Source organism: Telluria sp. GW821-FHT07G12, assembly GCF_059418525.1.
Genome location: NZ_JBWKQA010000002.1, coordinates 571,418 through 588,003 on the forward strand (window position 1 = coordinate 571,418; position 16,586 = coordinate 588,003).

A 16,586-nucleotide genomic window follows, 5' to 3' on the forward strand; every position below is an offset into this window, starting at 1 on the left:
GCGATATTCTCGAGCGCGAAAGTTGTGTTGCGGCAATTCAACATGTATATACAGCAAGTTTAACTCGTCAGCGCCTTATCGACGGCTGCTTGCAGCTTGGAAAACTGCACGGGCTTGGTGAAAACCGGGATATCTGCTGGGAGCCCAAGCGCGGAAATGGTGGCTTTGTCCAGGCCGCTGACGACAATGACGCGCAAGCCTTGGCGGGCGGGATCCGCGCGTAGCGTGCTGAGCATGCGGAAGCCGTCCATACCTGGCATGTTGAGGTCGCTGATCAGCAGGTCCGGGGTATGCTCGCCGATCTTCAGCAAGGCGTCGAAGCCGTTATGCGCCTTGATGATTTCGAGTGGCAAGCCCCAGCCAAGCATTTCAAGTTCGTAGAGGCGTAATAGGGAAGGATCGTCGTCTACGACCAGGATCTTGAACGCCTTTTGGGCTGCAGGCGGTTTGCTGCTCGATGCTGCAAGGACGCCGCTTCGCTCCGCCAGCAGCCGCTCGACCGAGCTCATTGCGATGCGGCGGTGGCCGCCCGCGGTCTTCCAGGCTTTCAGTGTGCCGGCTTCCACCCACAACTGAATCGTGCGGTGGGCAACGCCAAGCAAGTGTGCGGCTTCAGCGGTCGTACAGAACTGCTCGGCTTCGTTCATTGTTCAGGTGAGAATGTGTGAGAATTTAACGTAAATATAACTGCGGCAATTCACAGCATCACCAAAATTGTTGTAACAGTTTGCTCATGCACTAATAAAGTTAAAAAAACGCAACAGCATTTTGAATTTGCTGACTTTACTGATTTTATTGTTTACTTCGTGCAAAAAAAATCGCATCATGCAGTAGGGCAACTTTGAAAACGATAGACTGTGAGGCGGCTGTGTTGAATAACTTGAAATTGGGCGCGCGTTTAGGAATCTGTTTCGGCATGCTGCTGGCAATGATGCTGGCAATTGCCGGTATGTCTGCAATGCGCCTGAACGCCACTGCGCAAGCTATTGCCGACGCGACTCGCATTCGCCAGGACGAACTTGCTCCGCTATATACGATCCGGGAGGCGCTTGCCCAGACCGGCATCTCGGCCCGTAATGCGTTCATCCTCGAGGACGACACGGAGGCAGCCAGGGAACTTGACTTGCTCGAACAGCATCGCGCTGCTTACCTTGTAGCCCTGGACAGGCTCGGGCCGGTCCTTGCCGGCCGCCCCGAGTTCGAGAAGGCCCGAGCCGGTCTGCGCCGGATGGCCGAGGAGCTTGGACGTCCGCGCCGATACCGCCAGGCGCATGAGATGCAAGCCTATGCGCGGTTTCTGATCAAGGAATGCAACCCCTTGCGGCGCCAGATCGTTGTCGACGTCAATGAAACCATCCGTGTCATCGAAGCCGACCTGACTCAGGCCAGCCGCGAGGTTAACGAAGTGAGCGGGCAATCCATGCGCATCGTGGCGCTGATGGCGACGCTCGCGGTCGTGCTCGGCATCGCATTGGCCGTACTGGTGACGCTGAGCGTGGTGCGGCCCGTGCGGCGCGCTTGCGAGTTTGCCGAAGCGGTCGAGCGTGGCGATCTCACCATGCCACTCGAGACCGCCGCCAAGGACGAGATGGGCGCCTTGATGTGCACCCTGGACCGCATGCGTGCTGGCTTGGCCCGTATCGTGCAGGAAGTGCGGCAGGGCGCGACCGCCATTTCTTCGGTTACCGAGGAAATCGCTTGCGGCAACCAGGACCTGTCGCACCGTACTGAGTCGCAGGCCTCGTCGTTACAGCAGACGGCGGCAGCCATGCAGATCCTGACCGATGTGGTGCGCCAGAGTGCCGACAATTCCCAGGCCGCGGGCCATGCCGCGGCTGCAGCCACTTCCGTGGCCGAGCAGGGCGGGGCCGTGATGGATCGGTTGGTCGAGAAGATGTCGACCATCGACAACGCCGCAGCGCGCATTGTCGACATCATCGAGGTCATCGACGGCATCGCTTTCCAGACCAATATCCTTGCGCTGAATGCCGCCGTCGAGGCGGCGCGCGCAGGCGAACAAGGACGCGGCTTTGCCGTTGTCGCCAGCGAGGTCCGTGGACTCGCGCATCGCTCGGCAGCGGCGGCCAAAGAGATCAAGAGCTTGATTGGCGAATCCGTCTCGGCCGTCGCCGCGGGCTCCGAACTGGTCGAGAAGGCCGGCCACACGATGCGGGAAATCGTTGGCAAGGTAAGCTATCTGGCCGGGGCCATGCGCGAGATCGCCTCCGCCAGCGATGGGCAAGCGACCAGCGTCGACGAAATCAACATGGCCGTCGGCCACGTGGACGGCCTGACGCAGCAGAACGCCGCCCTGGTCGAAGAAGCGGCGGCTGCCGCGCAGTCACTCCACGAACAGTCGATGCACTTGGCGGCTCAGGTCGGCAAGTTTCGTCTTGCCATCCGCCAAGAACCGTCGGTGGCTGCTAGCCCGCGCCGGGAGTCTGTGCGCCAGCCAGGTGGTCCCGCAATGCTTGTCGCCTGAGCTTCGCCGCCAGCGCCTTACATGGGCGGCTGCCCGTTGGATGCCGTCAACCCCGCATCCACCGGCAGGTTCACGCCCGTGATCAGGCGCGCATCCTCGCTTGCGAGGAATGCCATGACTGCCGCGACGCCTTCCGGATCCTCGGGTGAGCACAGCGGCATGCGTTCCTTGAACTTGGCGACCAGTTCCTTATCCTTCAGCATATCCTCGGTCATGCCGGTCTTGGTGAAGCTGGGATTGACAGCATTTACCCGCACGCCGTCCTTGCCCGCATCCAGGGCCATCGCGCGCACCATATTGCTCACCGCGCCTTTCGAGGTGTTGTAAGCGAAGGTATTCCAGTCGCCGCCCAGCCCCGATACGGAGGAGGTCATGACGATCGCACCGCGGACTTTCACGAGTTCGGGCATCGCCGCCTTGGCCATGTGGAAGTAGCCGGCCACGTTGACTGCCATGACTCTTGCGAAGTCTTCTTCGCTGGTCTGCATGATGTCACCCTCGGTGGCGACGCCGGCATTGTTGATCAGGACATGCAACCCGCCGAAGCGCTCGAGGGCCGCCTTGACGGCGGCGTCTGCGGTTTGCTTGTCTGCGGTATCGCCGACCTGCACCAGCACGCGGTCCTGCGGCAGCCCGGCAGCGGCTTTGTGCAGCCTGGCTTCGTCGATATCGAGCATCACGACGCGGGCGCCTTCATCGAGAAAACGGCGCGCGGTGGCCAGGCCTATGCCCGAGGCTGCGCCGGTGACGAGTACGGTCTTTTCTTTAAAACGGTTCATCCTGTTTTCCAAAAAGCGTAAGGGGCAGTGGACGATAGCACAGCAGCGCAAACCCGGATTTTCAGTAGATGCGGTGCAAATACTTCCCGCGCCGCGCTTTCAATACGAGTGTTACGCGGCTGTGCGGCCAGCTGCCGCTTGCTGTGCACATCGTATTGACAATGCCGCCCCGGCGCGTATTGATGCAGGAAATTCATGGCCGTTTGCAGGACTGCGCACTAGCCAGCCCGTGGTTTTTCGCGCATATTATTGGGTTTGCATCACGGCTTCACGGCAGATGGGCTGTCATTACAGGAAGATGACGGCAGATTGCTGCGGAAATCCCCGTGCTGCCATGCCCTTGTCCGGAGTATTCAATGCTGCTTGGCCTCGTCCGCGTCGCGCTGCGCCGACCTTATACCTTCGTCGTGCTGGCGCTCACCCTGCTCATCATCGGTCCGCTGGCCGCGGTGCGTACGCCCACCGACATCTTCCCCGACATTAAGATGCCCGTGATCGCGGTGGCCTGGCAGTACACCGGCCTGCCGGCGGACCAGATGGCGGGGCGGGTCTCGACTCTGTTCCAGCGCTCGCTGACCACCACCGTCAACGACATCGAGCACATCGAAGCCAACACCTATCCGGGCGTCAGCGTGGTGAAGATCTTCTTCCAGCCGGGTGTCGACATCGCGGTGGCCAACGCCCAGGTGACGGCCATCGCGCAGTCGGCGGTGCGCCAGATGCCGGCCGGGATCACGCCGCCGCTGGTCATCAACTACAACGCGGCCACGGTGCCCATCCTGCAGCTGGCGCTGTCGGGCAAGGGCCTGTCCGAGCAGCAGCTGTTCGACCTCGGCCTGAACACCATCCGCACCCCGCTGGTGACGGTGCCCGGCGCGGCGATCCCGCTGCCCTACGGCGGCAAGCAGCGCCAGGTGCAGATCGACGTCAAGCCGGACGCCCTGCAGGCGCGCGGCCTGTCGGCCCAGGACATCGCCAACGCGCTGGCGGCGCAGAACGTGCTGACCCCGGTCGGCAACCAGAAGATCGACGCCCTCGAATACACGATCCAGCTGAACAGCGCGCCGTCCGCGATCGAGGACCTGGCGCGCCTGCCGGTGAAGGTGGTGGGCGGCACCACCATCTACCTCGGCGACGTCGCCGACGTCCACGACGGCAATGCGCCGCAGACGAATATCGTGCACGTGGACGGCGGCCGGTCAGTGTTAATGTCAGTTTTGAAGAACGGCTCCGCGTCCACACTGGCCATCGTCGACGGCGTGCGCGCCAAACTGGACGCCATGAAGGACAGTCTGCCGGAGGCGCTGAAGGTGGTGCCGATCAACGACCAGTCGGTGTTCGTGCGCGCCGCGATCAAGGGCGTGGCGATGGAAGGCGCGATCGCGGCCGCCCTCACCAGCGTCATGATCCTGCTGTTCCTGGGCAGCTGGCGCTCCACGGTGATCATCGCGGTGTCGATCCCGCTGTCCATCCTCGGCTCCATCATCGCGCTGGCCGCAACCGGGGAGACCCTGAACCTGATGACCCTGGGCGGCCTGGCGCTGGCGGTCGGCATCCTGGTCGACGACGCCACCGTCACCATCGAGAACATCAACTGGCACCTGGAGCAGGGCAAGGCGGTCGAGCCGGCGATCATGGATGGCGCCCAGCAGATCGTGGCGCCGGCGCTGGTCTCGCTGCTGTGCATCTGCATCGTGTTCATCCCGATGTTCTTCCTGCAGGGCGTGGCCGGCTTCCTGTTCGTGCCGATGGCGAAGGCGGTGATCTTCGCGCTGGTCTGCTCCTTCATCCTGTCGCGCACCCTGGTGCCGACCATGGCCAACTGGCTGCTGCGTGCGCATGACCCACGCGAGGAGCATGCGCACCAGCCGACCAACGCTTTTCAACGCTTCCAGCGCGGCTTCGAGGCCCGCTTCGAAGGCATCCGCCACCGCTATAAAGGCATCCTGCAGCATTCGATCCAGCACCGCCGGCCTTTCCTGATCGGCTTCATCGCCGTGGTGGCGCTGTCCTTCCTGCTGGTGCCTTTCCTGGGCAGTAACTTCTTCCCGGCGGTGGACTCGGGCCAGGTGCTGATCCACGCGCGCGTGCCGGTCGGCACCCGTGTCGAGGAGACGGCAAAACGCTTCGCCCAGATCGAGCAGGCGATCCGCAAGGTGATCCCGGCCCACGAGATCGTGACCATGGTCGACAACATCGGCATGCCTTCGTCGAGCATCAACCTCACCTACAACAACACCGGCACCATGGGCACCCAGGACGGCGACTTCCAGATTGCGCTGGGCCACGAGCATGCGCCGACCGCGGACTACGTGGCGAAGCTGCGCGAGGTGCTGCCGCGTGAATTTCCGGACACCACCTTCTCCTTCCCGCCGGCCGACATCGTCAGCCAGATCCTGAATTTCGGCTCGCCGGCGCCGATCGACGTGCAGGTGCGCGGGCGGAACATCGACGCCAATTTCGGCTACGCGCAGCAGCTGCTGAAGCGCGTGCGCGCGATTCCCGGCGTGGCCGACGCCCGCATCCAGCAATCGAACCGCGCGCCGGTGTTCAAGGTGGACGTCGACCGCACCCAGGCCCAGCTGCTCGGCCTGACCACGCGCGACGTCACCAACAGCATGGTGGTCAACCTGGCCGGCTCCAGCCAGGTGTCGCCGACCTACTGGCTGAACCCGGCCACCGGCGTGACCTATCCGATCGTGATGCAGACCCCGCAAGTGGCGCTGGACTCGCTGTCGGCGCTGGCCAATCTCCCGGTCGGCAACGGCGCCAACGCGAATGCCGCCACCCTCGGCGGGCTGGCGCGCTTCGAGCGCAGCACCGGCAATGCGCTGGTGAGCCAGTACGACGTCGCGCCCATGGTGCAGATCCACGCCACCACCCAGGGCCGCGACCTCGGCGCCGTCGCCGCCGAGATCCGCAAGGTACTCGAAGACACCAGGGCCGACGTGCCGAAGGGCGCCACCGTCGAGATGCTGGGCCAGGTGCGCACCATGGAGCGGGCCTTCTCGGGCCTGCTGTTCGGGCTCCTGGGCGCGGTCGGCCTGATCTACCTGCTCATCGTGGTCAACTTCCAGTCCTGGACCGACCCCGCGGTGATCGTCTCGGCGCTGCCGGCGGCGCTGGCCGGCATCGTCTGGATGCTGTTCGCGACCCACACCACCTTGTCGGTGCCGGCGCTGACAGGGGCGATCATGTGCATGGGCGTGGCCACCGCCAACAGCGTGCTTGTCATCAGCTTCGCCCGCGAACGCCTGGAAGAACTGGGCGACGCCGCCGCCGCCGCGCTGGAAGCCGGCTTCGTGCGCTTCCGCCCGGTCCTGATGACCGCCCTGGCCATGGTGATCGGCATGCTGCCGATGGCGCTGGGCCTGGGCGAGGGCGGGGAGCAGAATGCCCCGCTGGGCCGCGCCGTGATCGGCGGCCTGGTGTTCTCGACCATCGCCACCCTGGTCTTCGTTCCCGTCGTTTTCAGCCTGGTCCACGGCCGCCGCAAGCAGCGTGCGCTGGATGCAGGCCTGCCACCCCAATCCGGAGTTCCCGCTCATGCAAGCTAAATCATCTTCCAAACGTCCGCTGGTGATCGGCGCGCTCGCGCTGGCCGTGGCCGCCGCCGTGGTCGTCGGCGGCCTCGCCACCCGCCACTCGCAGGCCGAGCAGCTCAAGGAATCGGCCGCCGAGCGGGCGGTGCCGACGGTGAACCTGGTGGCCATGAAGGACGTCGCGGGCGCGCCGATGGAGCTGCCGGCGCGCATCGAAGCCTGGTCGCGCGCGCCCATCTATGCGCGCGTGTCGGGCTACCTGAAGGACTGGCGCGTCGACATCGGCGCACCCGTGAAGGCAGGGCAGGTGCTGGCGACCATCGAGACCCCGGACCTCGACCAGGACCTGCGCCAGGCCCAGGCGCAGCTGGCGGTCGCGCGCAGCAATCTGGCGCTGGCCGAGAGCACGGCCAAGCGCTGGCAATCGCTGGTGGCACAGAACGCGGTGTCGAAGCAGGAAGCGGACGAGAAGCAGGGCGACTTCATCTCCAAACAGTCGAACGTGGCGGCGCTGCAGGCCAGCGTCGAGCGCCAGCAGGCGCTGAAGCGCTACACCCAGCTGGCGGCGCCCTTTGACGGCGTGGTCACGGCGCGCAATACCGATGTTGGCGCGCTGGTCAACGCCGGCTCGGGCGGCGCGGCAGGCAGCGAGCTGTTCGTGGTATCCGACCTGCGCCGCCTGCGCGTGTATGTGCAGGTGCCGCAGCGCCAGCTGGCGCAGATCCATCCGGGCAGCCTGGCCCGCGTGGCGGTGCCTGAGCGTCCCGGCGTGACTTACCAGGCCAAGGTGCAGTCGCTGGCCCAGGCCATCAATGCCGGCTCGGGCACCATGCTGGTCCAGCTGGCGGTGGAGAATCCGAAAGGGGAGCTGCTGCCGGGCGCCTTCGCCACCGTCGCTTTCGACCAGGCCGCCATGGCGGACAACGCGGTGGCGATTCCGCCGGGCGCCCTGATCATGGGCCGCAACGGCGCCCAGGTCGCGGTGCTGGATGCCGGTAACAAGGTGAGGATCAGGAAGGTGACGATTGTGCGCGATCTCGGCAACGTGATCCAGCTGGGCGAGGGCGTCAGCAAGGCGGACCGCATCATCGACAGCCCGCCGGATGGGCTGGCGGATGGCGACCAGGTGAAGGTGGCGAAGCGCATGTAGGGTGGGCACCCCGGTGCCCACGTGACGATCGCATTGCGCCTGCGCCGCGCGTGGGCGCGGGCGCCCACCCTACCGCTTGGTCACGCGCCAGATGACGTTGCCGACGTCGTCGGCGATCAGCAGGGCGCCTTCCGCATCCTGCGCCAGGCCGACCGGCGCGCCGTACAGCTGCTTTTCGTCCGCCGAATGGAAGCCTGTCACGACCGGCTGGGCGGGTCCGCTGGGCATGCCGTTCGCGAAGGGCACGTAGATGACCTGGTAGCCGCTCAGCGGCGTGCGGTCCCAGCTGCCGTGTTCGGCCACGAAGGCGCCGCCCTTGTACTGGGAAAGCATGTTCCCGGTATAGAACCACAGGCCCAGCGCCGCCACGTGCGAGCCCAGCGCGTAATCCGGCTTGATGGCCTTGGCCACCAGGTCCGGGCGCTGCGGCTGGACGCGGCGGTCGACGTTCTGGCCGTAGTAGCTGTAAGGCCAGCCGTAGAAGCCTTTTTCCTTCACCGAGGTGAGGTAGTCCGGAACCAGGTCGGCGCCGATTTCGTCGCGCTCGTTGGCGATGGCCCACAGCTTGCCCGACTGCGGTTCGAACTGCAGGCCGGTCGGATTGCGGATGCCCGAGGCGAACACGCGGCTGGCGCCGGTGGCGGCGTCGACTTCCAGCACGGCGGCGCGGCGGTACTCCACTTCGAGGCCGTTTTCGGTGATGTTGCTGTTCGAGCCGCTGCCCACGTACAGGTGCTTGCCGTCGGGGCTTGCCACCATCGCCTTGGTCCAGTGGTGGTTGACGGTGCTGGGCAGGTCGCCGAGCTCCACGCCCGGGTCGGACATCTTGGTCTCGCCCGGCGTGTAGTGGTACTTCATGATATTGCCGGTGTTCGCGACGTACAGGGTGTCGCCGACCAGCTGGATGCCGAAGGGCGAGTGCAGGTTTTCGATATAGACGTGCTGCTCCCATTCACCGACGGCGCCGGGCTTCCGGCGCAGCAGCGTGACGCGGTTGCCGCCCTTGCCGCCTTTACCCGATTGATTCTTGACCTTGCCAGCGATGACCTGCTTCGGCGTCGTGACCGCTTCCTCGCCCGGCCCGTTGGCTTCGACGACGAGCACGTCGCCGTTCGGCAGCACCAGCAGCGAGCGTGGATGCTTGAGTCCGGACGCGATCTTTTCGATCTGCAGGCCGGCGACGACCTGCGGCTTGGCCTCGCCCTTCCAGCCGACGCCGTCGGGCACCTGCATCGGCGGGACCAGGAAGTCCTGCGGCTTGGGCATGGACGGATTGCCGCCCACCTGCTGCGAGATATTCATTTGGGCCTTGTCGCTGCAGGCGCTCAGGGCCAGCGCCGATACCGCGGCCATGCCCAGCGTCAGCCGCCATCCACGATTACGCATGTTCATGGCGGACCTCCTTGTAGGTGACGATGTCGGCAGCGAGGACGATACGGCCGATGACCATCGCCAGTACCGTCAATACGGATAGCCATACGCCGGCCGGCATGGTGGCATACGCATCGCGGCTGTGCACGAAGGCATTGAAGAGCGCGGCCACGATGGCGACCACGTTGAGCCAGAAGTTCAGCGCCAGCTTACGCGTACGGATGCGGCTCTTGCCGAACCAGGTGCGGCCGAGATTGATCAGCTGCGGAATGATGGCGAACACAAGGCCGATGCTGATCAGCCAGGCCGCGGCCTTCACCCACAGGATGGTGAAGGTATTCATGTACAGGATGTCGAAGATGAGCGCGGCCACGAAGAAACCAAATGGTATCGGGTCGAGCACATCGAAAATCGCCGACGTGATGCTGAATCGGGATGTATGGGTTTGTGTTGTCATGACACTGCCTTTCCATGTAAGAGCGCCTCTTGCGAGGCGCGGAAGCTTGTTTAAAGCCTAACATGGATGCCGAACATGACGGCGCATGACTGTCAGCGCGCGTAGCTCGGGCGCTTGGGGTCGTACTTCCAGTCCGGGACCAGGTAGCGCATCGCCATGGCGTCGTCGCGCGCGCCGCCGGCCACCTTGCGGTACAGGGCGTGCGCCTGCAGGATGCGCGCCATGTCGGGCTCGATGCCCAGGCCGGGACGCTCCGGCACCGCCACCTGGCCGCCGACGATCTGCAGCGGCTCCTTGGTCAGGCGTTCCTCGCCTTCCTGCCAGATCCAGTGGGTGTCGATGGCGGTGATGTTGCCCGGCGCCGCCGCCGCGGCATGGGTGAACATGGCCAGCGAGACGTCGAAGTGGTTGTTCGAGTGCGAACCCCAGGTCAGGCCCCAGTCGTGGCACAGCTGGGCAAGGCGCACCGAACCCTGCATGGTCCAGAAGTGCGGGTCGGCCAGCGGAATGTCGACCGCGTTCAGCAGGTGCGAATGGGCCATCTGGCGCCAGTCGGTGGCGACCATGTTGGTGGCGGTCGGGATGCCGGTGGCGCGCTTGAACTCGGCCATGATCTCGCGTCCCGAATAGCCGTTCTCCGGCCCGCAGGGGTCTTCGGCGTAGGCCAGGATGTGGCCCTTGCCGCGGCAGGCCGCGATGGCATCAAGCAGCGACCAGGCGCCGTTCGGATCGAGCGTCGCGCGGGCATCCGGGAAGCGGCGCTTGATGGCGGCCACGGCCTCGACTTCTTCTTCCGGGCGCATCACGCCGCCCTTCAGCTTGAAGTCGCGGAAGCCGTACTTCTCGACGCTGGCCTCGGCCAGGTCGGCGATCTGTTCGGGCGTCAGGGCTTCCTCGGTGCGCAAGCCGTACCAGCCGCGGCTAGCGTCGCCGGCCAGGTAGGGCAGGTCGGTGCGGCGGCGGTCGCCGATGTAGAACAGGTAGGCCAGCATGGTCACGTGGCTGCGCTGCTGGCCGCCGCCCAGCAGTTCGCAGACCGGCACGCCCATGTGCTGGCCGAGCAGGTCGAGCATGGCCGCTTCGACCGCGGTGATCACGTTTTCCAGACGCAGGTTGATTTCGTGCGGCTGCTTGAGGATCTCGGCTTCCGCGCTCGAGGTCACCTGATGGCCCTGGCTCTTGCCGGAGATCGCGCTGCGCATCGCGTTCAGGGTGCGGTTGTAGCGTGCGATCTCGCTGCCGACCACCAGCGGCGTCGCCTGTTCGAGGGCGCGCAGGATGCCGTCCGAGCCCGGCACTTCGCCCATGCCGATGTGGCCGGCGCTGTCGGTCAGCATGACCAGGATGCGGGTGAAGTAGGGCGCATGCGCGCCGCACAGGTTGAGCAGCATGCTGTCGTGGCCGGCCACTGGAATGACTTGCATGCCGGTGACGGTGGGCGTGGCGGCGGCGTGGATGGGCATCATGAAAGACTTTGCTCCTAACATTGTTATAAACTAAAATGATTGCGCAAACATCTAGCTCTTCAGTGTGAAGGAATTGTGATGGCCCGTCAATCATTCCCGGCGCTTCTTCTGGCTGGCCTGCTGCTCGCAGGCTGCGCCACTTCCGGCCCCCTGCAGGACCACGTACATTGGGTGACGTCCTGGGGCACCGCGCAAATGGTGCCGGATGCGCAGAACGAACTGCCGGCGGCGCAGTGGCAGGATGCGACCCTGCGCCAGGTGGTACGGGTATCGCTGGGCGGCAGCCGCCTGCGGGTCCGCTTCAGTAACGTCATGGGCACCACGCCGCTGGCCATCGATGGCGCCAGCGTCGCGCTGTCGCGCGGGCCTGGTTCGTCCGCGGTCGATCCGTCGAGCTTGCGGCCGTTGCGGTTCGCGGGCAGCGCCAGCGTGACGATTCCGGCGGGCGCCGAATACGTCAGCGATCCGCTCGAGTTGGCGCATGCGGCCGGCGCCGACCTCGCCGTCTCCACGCACTTCGCAGCGGCGCCGACGCGCCAGACCAGCCACCCGGGTTCGCGCGCCACCAGTTTCGCCGCGCCGGGCCGCCACGAAATGGATGCCGAGCTGTCGCAGGCGGCCAGCTTCACCCACTGGTTCCAGCTCACCGCCGTCGAAACCGAGTCCTGCCTCGGCGCGCAAGCGGTGGTGGCGATCGGGGATTCGATCACTGACGGCTACGGCGTCGCGCCCGACACCAACGCCCGCTGGACCGACGGCCTGGCTCTGCGCCTGCGCCAGGCCGGCATGAGTGAAGTCGGCGTGGTGAATGCCGGCATCGGCGGCGGGCGGCTGCTGCGCGACGGCCTGGGCCCGAACCTGACGGCGCGTTTCGAGCGCGACGTGCTGGGGCGCGAAGGCGTCAGCCACGCGCTCGTGATGATAGGCGTGAACGATTTCGGCTCGCAGCGCCGCGACAAGGCGGATAGCCCGGAAGCACGCGCGCGCCTGCTGGCCGACATGCAGCAGGCGCTGCGCCAGCTGCTGGCGCGGGCGCATGCGCGCGGCGTGTGCGTGATCGGCGCCACCATCACGCCCTACGGCGGCAGCGGTTACTACCAGCCGGGCCCCGCCAACGAGCTCGATCGCCAGGCCTACAATCGCTGGATCCGCGAATCGGCCGGCTTCGACGGCGTGGTCGACTTCGATGCCGCGCTGCGCGACCCGGCGCGGCCGGACCGCATCCTGGCCGCCTACGACAACGACGGCCTGCACCCGAACATGGCCGGCTACCGCGCGATGGCGGATGCCGTGCCGCTGGAGCTGCTGAATGCTTGCCGCCACACCAAAGGACACCCATGAAATCGCTGTTCGCCTGCCTGCTGGTCCTGTTCGCCGTCGTCCGCCCCGCCTGGGCACTGGGCGAGCGCCAGTTCGTGCGCTTCGATGCGGCGCCGGGCGCCACGCTGCTGGCGCGTGACGGCGCCGCCGCGCCCATCGTGCTCGATGCGGGCGAAGACCCGGCGGTGCGGCATGCGGCGATGGCCCTGCGCGAGGACTTCGCGCGGGTGGCCGGCGCACAAGCGGCGCTGCTGGCGGCACCAGGCGCCGCCGGCACCGTGGTCCTGATCGGTACCCTGGGCAAGAGCGCAACGATCGACCGTCTCGCGCGCGAAGGCCGCATCGACGTCGCAGCCCTGCGCGGCAAGTGGGAGGGCTATCTGATCCAGACCGTGCGCGATCCGCTGCCGGGCGTCGCCCGCGCGCTGGTGATCGCCGGCAGCGACCGCCGCGGCACGGTGTTCGGCGTCTACGCGCTGTCGGAGCAGATCGGCGTCTCGCCCTGGCACTGGTGGGCCGACGTGCCGCCCGCGCGTCACGCGGTGCTGGCGGTCGACGAGGGCACGCGCATCGAGGACGCGCCGGTGGAGCGCTACCGCGGCATCTTCCTGAACGACGAGGCGCCGGCGCTGGCCGGCTTTGCCAAGGACACCTTCGGCGGCTTCAACCACCGCTTCTATGAAAAGCTGTTCGAGCTGATCCTGCGCATGCGCGGCAACTACCTGTGGCCGGCGATGTGGGGCAATGCCTTCTACGACGACGATCCGGAAACCGGCCGCCTGGCCAATGACATGGGCGTGGTGATCGGCACCTCGCACCACGAACCGATGATGCGCGCCCACGCCGAGTGGGCCAAATACGGCAAGGGGCCCTGGGATTACAGCAGGAATGCGCCGGTACTGCAGGACTTCTGGCGCCGCGGCCTGGAGCGCTCGCACGGCTTCGACAAGGTGATCACCCTGGGCATGCGCGGCGACGGCGACGAGCCGATGTCCGAGGAATCGAACGTGGCGCTGCTGGAGCGCATCGTGGCCGACCAGCGCGCCATGATCGCGGCGGACACCGGCAAGCCGCTGGCCGAAACCCCGCAGATGTGGGCACTGTACAAGGAAGTCCAGGACTACTACGAAAAGGGCATGCGGGTGCCGGACGACGTGACGCTGCTGTGGTGCGACGACAACTGGGGCAATATCCGCCGCCTGCCCACGCCGGAAGAACGCAAGCGTCCGGGCGGGGCCGGCATCTACTACCACTTCGATTACGTCGGTGGGCCGCGCTCCTACAAATGGATCAACGTGACCCAGCTGCCAAAGGTCTGGGAGCAGATGCACCTGGCCTGGCGCTACGGCGCGGATCGCCTGTGGATCGTCAACGTGGGCGATCTCAAGCCGATGGAGGTGCCGACCCAGTTCTTCCTCGACTATGCCTGGAACCCGGCGGCCTGGCCTGCCGAGCGCCTGCCGGATTACCTGCTACTATGGGCCACGCGCGAATTCGGCGCCGCGCATGCCGCGGAGATTGCCGCCCTGGTCGAGGGCTACACGCGCTTCAACGGGCGACGCAAGCCGGAGCAGCTGGCGCCGGGGACCTTCTCGCTCGAGAACTATCGCGAAGCCGAGCGCGTGGCCGCCGACTGGCAGGCGCTGGCCGATCGCGCGCGCAAGCTGGCCGCCCAGCTGCCGGCAGCGCAGCGCGATGCCTACTACCAGCTGGTCCAGTACCCGGTCGAAGCGGCAAATACGCTGAACCAGCTGTACTTCACGGTCCAGCGCAACCGCCTGCATGCGGCCCAGGGTCGGGCCGACACGAATGCACTGGCGGCGCGGGCGCGCGCCCTGTTCGCCGAGGACGCCGAGCTGGCGCGGCGCTACGAGCAGGACATCGCCGGCGGCAAGTGGAAGCACATGATGTCCCAGACCCACATCGGCTATACCAGCTGGCGCGATCCGGCCACCAACATCATGCCGGAAGTGCGCGAGATTAGCGTGCCGGATGGCGCGGACCTGGGCGTGGCGGTGGAGGGCAGCAACGAAGCATGGCCGGCGGCGAATCATTTGTCCTTGCCGGCTTTCGATCCCTTCGAGCGCAAGCCGCGCAGCATCGACGTGTTCAAGCGGGGCCGCGCGCCGCTGCGCTTCTCGGTGCGCGCCGACCAGCCCTGGGTGAGCCTGAGCACCGTCGGCGGCAGCATCGAGCGCGACACCCGCATCCTGGTCGATGTGCGCTGGGACCGGGTCCCGCCCGGCTCCACGCTTGCCCACGTGATCGTCGCCGGGCCGGACGGCCGCGAGGCGCGGGTCGAGGTGCCGCTGCGGCATGCGGACGCGCGCAAGGCCGAGGTGCACGGCTATGTGGAAACGGGCGGCGTGGTCGCCATCGAGGCCGAGCACCATGCGCGCGCGCTGGCGCCGGCGGGACGTTCCTGGCTGCGCGTGCCGAGGCTGGGCGCGACCCTGTCGGGCATGACGACCCTGCCGGCCGAGGCGGCGCCGCTGCGGATCGAGGACGGCATGCGCCTGGAGTACGAGGTTTATCTGTTCGAGCCGGGCAAGGTGAAGGTCGAGGCGACCCTGTCGCCGACCCTGAAATTCCGCCCCGGCGCCGGCTTCCGCTACGCCGTGTCCTTCGACGACGAGGCGCCGGTGGTGGTCGACGTGCATGCCGACGCGTCGATGAAGCACTGGGAAAGGATCGTGTCGGATGGTGTGGCGCGTTTCACGTCCGGCCACGTGCTGGCGCGCCCGGGGCGCCATACCCTGAAATTCTGGGCGCTGGATCCGGGCCTTGTACTTCAGCGGCTGGTAATCGATGCGGGCGGCCTCAAGCCGAGCTACCTGGGGCCGCCCGAAAGCCCTAGGCGATCTTAAGAGCGCGCCGGTGCGGCGGCCATGGCCGCCGCGATCGCCTGGCGCATCGGCTTGGCCTTCAGCTGGGCATCGTAAGGGCAGGGGCGCCCCGGCAGGCCGTCCGTGCGCTTCGCATCCTTCCAGCCCTGCAGCCAGCTGATCTTGTCCGACATGCCCCACACCAGGATGTCGCGCAGGCTTGGGTAGGACAGGGTCACGTCGAGGAAGTCGCCGGTGATGGCGGCCACGGCGGCGTCGCGTTTCGCCAGGTCGGCCGGCAGCAGGCGGTCGCCGACGTCCAGTTCCGTGATCAGGAGGCGATAGCCCATGCCCGTCACTTCGTCGAGGAAGCGGCGCCAATCCTGCAGGTCTTCCTTGCTCAAGGCGGTGCTGCCCTCCGTGGGGCCGATGTGGCTCTGCAGGCCCAGCGCGTCGATGGGGGTGCCGCGCTTCTTGAGGTCGGCCAGCAGGGCGAGGACGCCGGCGCGGTGGCGTGCGCTGCCCTTGGTCGGGCCCATGTAGTCGTTGTAGACCAGTTCCGCGCCGGGGGCCTGTTCGCGCGCGAGGCGGAAGGCCAGGTCGATCTGCTCGGGGGCGCCGAGTGCGCGCGTGAGGGTGTTCTGGACCAGGGCGCCGTCGGCCGGGTTGACCGCTTCGTTGACCACGTCCCAGCTGGCGATGCTGCTGCCGAAGTGCTTGCAGACTTCGCTGACGTGCCTGCGCATCAGGGCTTCCGCGCCGGCGCGCTTGTCGGCGCCGAAATCGGCCTTCGCCACCCAGCCGGGCAGCCATTTCTCTTCCTGCCAGAACAGATTATGGCCGCGCACGGCCATGCCCTTGCTTGCGGCCCAGGCCAGCATGGCGTCGGCTTGCTGGTAGTGGGGCGCGCCGGCGGCCGGCTCCGCTGCCTGCCACTTCATCTCGTTCTCGGCGACGATCACGCCGCATTCGCGCTCGACGAGGGCGCGGTAGGCCGGATCGCCGAATTGCGACGGGCCCGCGCCGACGGCGGTGCCGAAGCGGAAGCCCTTGCGGCGGGCGATGTCCTTCAACGGCGCCTGTGCGGCGGGAGCGGCGGCGCTGGCCAGCGCGGTGGGCAGCAGGGTGGCGCCGGCGAGGGCGTGCAGCATGGTGCGTCGTGTCGTCATGAAGTCTCCTTGTGTGGGTATTGTA

Annotated in this window: 11 protein-coding genes; 5 read left to right on the forward strand and 6 right to left on the reverse strand. The window is 66.6% G+C overall.

The annotated features are described in order from the left end of the window. Positions 1–59: 59 nt before the first annotated feature. Positions 60–647: a response regulator gene (locus AC07PE_RS10695; RefSeq protein WP_498764013.1), complete on the reverse strand. Its 588-nt coding sequence runs from the start codon at positions 645–647 to the stop codon at positions 60–62. A 224-nt stretch (positions 648–871) separates the two neighbouring features. On the opposite strand from AC07PE_RS10695, the gene AC07PE_RS10700 reads away from it, so the two are divergent. Next, on the forward strand, positions 872–2,482 hold the full coding sequence (locus AC07PE_RS10700; protein ID WP_498764015.1) for a methyl-accepting chemotaxis protein: 1,611 nt from the start codon (positions 872–874) through the stop codon (positions 2,480–2,482). 17 nt (positions 2,483–2,499) lie between these two features. On the opposite strand, the gene budC is transcribed toward AC07PE_RS10700, so the two are convergent. Then, positions 2,500–3,261 carry a meso-2,3-butanediol dehydrogenase gene (budC, locus tag AC07PE_RS10705; RefSeq protein WP_498764017.1) on the reverse strand — a complete coding sequence of 254 codons (762 nt, stop codon included), beginning with the start codon at positions 3,259–3,261 and terminating at the stop codon, positions 2,500–2,502. Between the two features lie 359 nt (positions 3,262–3,620). Between budC and AC07PE_RS10710 the strand changes: the two genes are divergently transcribed. Then, the gene (locus AC07PE_RS10710) at positions 3,621–6,818 is read left to right on the forward strand and encodes an efflux RND transporter permease subunit (RefSeq protein ID WP_498764760.1); all 3,198 of its coding nucleotides are present in this window, start codon (positions 3,621–3,623) and stop codon (positions 6,816–6,818) included. Continuing rightward, positions 6,808–7,953 carry an efflux RND transporter periplasmic adaptor subunit gene (locus tag AC07PE_RS10715; protein WP_498764019.1) on the forward strand — a complete coding sequence of 382 codons (1,146 nt, stop codon included), beginning with the start codon at positions 6,808–6,810 and terminating at the stop codon, positions 7,951–7,953. Before AC07PE_RS10710 ends, AC07PE_RS10715 begins: the two co-directional genes overlap by 11 nt. Positions 7,954–8,022: 69 nt before the next feature. On the opposite strand, the gene AC07PE_RS10720 is transcribed toward AC07PE_RS10715, so the two are convergent. The 3 genes from AC07PE_RS10720 to AC07PE_RS10730 all read right to left on the reverse strand — a co-directional run bounded on the left by AC07PE_RS10720 (position 8,023) and on the right by AC07PE_RS10730 (position 11,247). Then, positions 8,023–9,345 carry a PQQ-dependent sugar dehydrogenase gene (locus AC07PE_RS10720; protein WP_498764021.1) on the reverse strand — a complete coding sequence of 441 codons (1,323 nt, stop codon included), beginning with the start codon at positions 9,343–9,345 and terminating at the stop codon, positions 8,023–8,025. Then, positions 9,332–9,781, reverse strand: coding sequence for a DUF2231 domain-containing protein (locus AC07PE_RS10725; RefSeq protein WP_498764023.1), 450 nt, complete (start codon positions 9,779–9,781; stop codon positions 9,332–9,334). The genes AC07PE_RS10720 and AC07PE_RS10725 overlap by 14 nt, the downstream gene beginning before the upstream one ends. Positions 9,782–9,873: 92 nt before the next feature. After that, positions 9,874–11,247, reverse strand: a complete 1,374-nt coding sequence (locus AC07PE_RS10730) for an enolase C-terminal domain-like protein (RefSeq protein WP_498764025.1) — start codon at positions 11,245–11,247, stop codon at positions 9,874–9,876. A 78-nt stretch (positions 11,248–11,325) separates the two neighbouring features. On the opposite strand from AC07PE_RS10730, the gene AC07PE_RS10735 reads away from it, so the two are divergent. Beyond that, a complete protein-coding gene (locus AC07PE_RS10735) occupies positions 11,326–12,588 on the forward strand; it encodes an SGNH/GDSL hydrolase family protein (RefSeq protein ID WP_498764027.1) in 1,263 nt (420 codons plus the stop codon). Further along, positions 12,585–15,434 (forward strand): glycosyl hydrolase 115 family protein, encoded by a 2,850-nt coding sequence (locus AC07PE_RS10740; RefSeq protein ID WP_498764029.1) that lies wholly within the window; start codon positions 12,585–12,587, stop codon positions 15,432–15,434. Before AC07PE_RS10735 ends, AC07PE_RS10740 begins: the two co-directional genes overlap by 4 nt. On the opposite strand, the gene AC07PE_RS10745 is transcribed toward AC07PE_RS10740, so the two are convergent. Further along, complete coding sequence (locus AC07PE_RS10745) at positions 15,431–16,561, reverse strand: endo-1,4-beta-xylanase (RefSeq protein ID WP_498764032.1); 1,131 nt, start codon at positions 16,559–16,561, stop codon at positions 15,431–15,433. The genes AC07PE_RS10740 and AC07PE_RS10745 overlap by 4 nt on opposite strands. Between the last annotated feature and the right edge of the window lie 25 nt (positions 16,562–16,586).

Coding starts and splice junctions, on each gene's coding strand:
- AC07PE_RS10695 (WP_498764013.1), bottom strand. CDS start 647: ATGAACGAAGCCGAGCAGTTCTGTACGACCGCTGAAGCCGCACACTTG.
- budC (WP_498764017.1), bottom strand. CDS start 3,261: ATGAACCGTTTTAAAGAAAAGACCGTACTCGTCACCGGCGCAGCCTCG.
- AC07PE_RS10715 (WP_498764019.1), top strand. CDS start 6,808: ATGCAAGCTAAATCATCTTCCAAACGTCCGCTGGTGATCGGCGCGCTC.
- AC07PE_RS10720 (WP_498764021.1), bottom strand. CDS start 9,345: ATGAACATGCGTAATCGTGGATGGCGGCTGACGCTGGGCATGGCCGCG.
- AC07PE_RS10725 (WP_498764023.1), bottom strand. CDS start 9,781: ATGACAACACAAACCCATACATCCCGATTCAGCATCACGTCGGCGATT.
- AC07PE_RS10730 (WP_498764025.1), bottom strand. CDS start 11,247: ATGATGCCCATCCACGCCGCCGCCACGCCCACCGTCACCGGCATGCAA.
- AC07PE_RS10735 (WP_498764027.1), top strand. CDS start 11,326: ATGGCCCGTCAATCATTCCCGGCGCTTCTTCTGGCTGGCCTGCTGCTC.
- AC07PE_RS10740 (WP_498764029.1), top strand. CDS start 12,585: ATGAAATCGCTGTTCGCCTGCCTGCTGGTCCTGTTCGCCGTCGTCCGC.
- AC07PE_RS10745 (WP_498764032.1), bottom strand. CDS start 16,561: ATGACGACACGACGCACCATGCTGCACGCCCTCGCCGGCGCCACCCTG.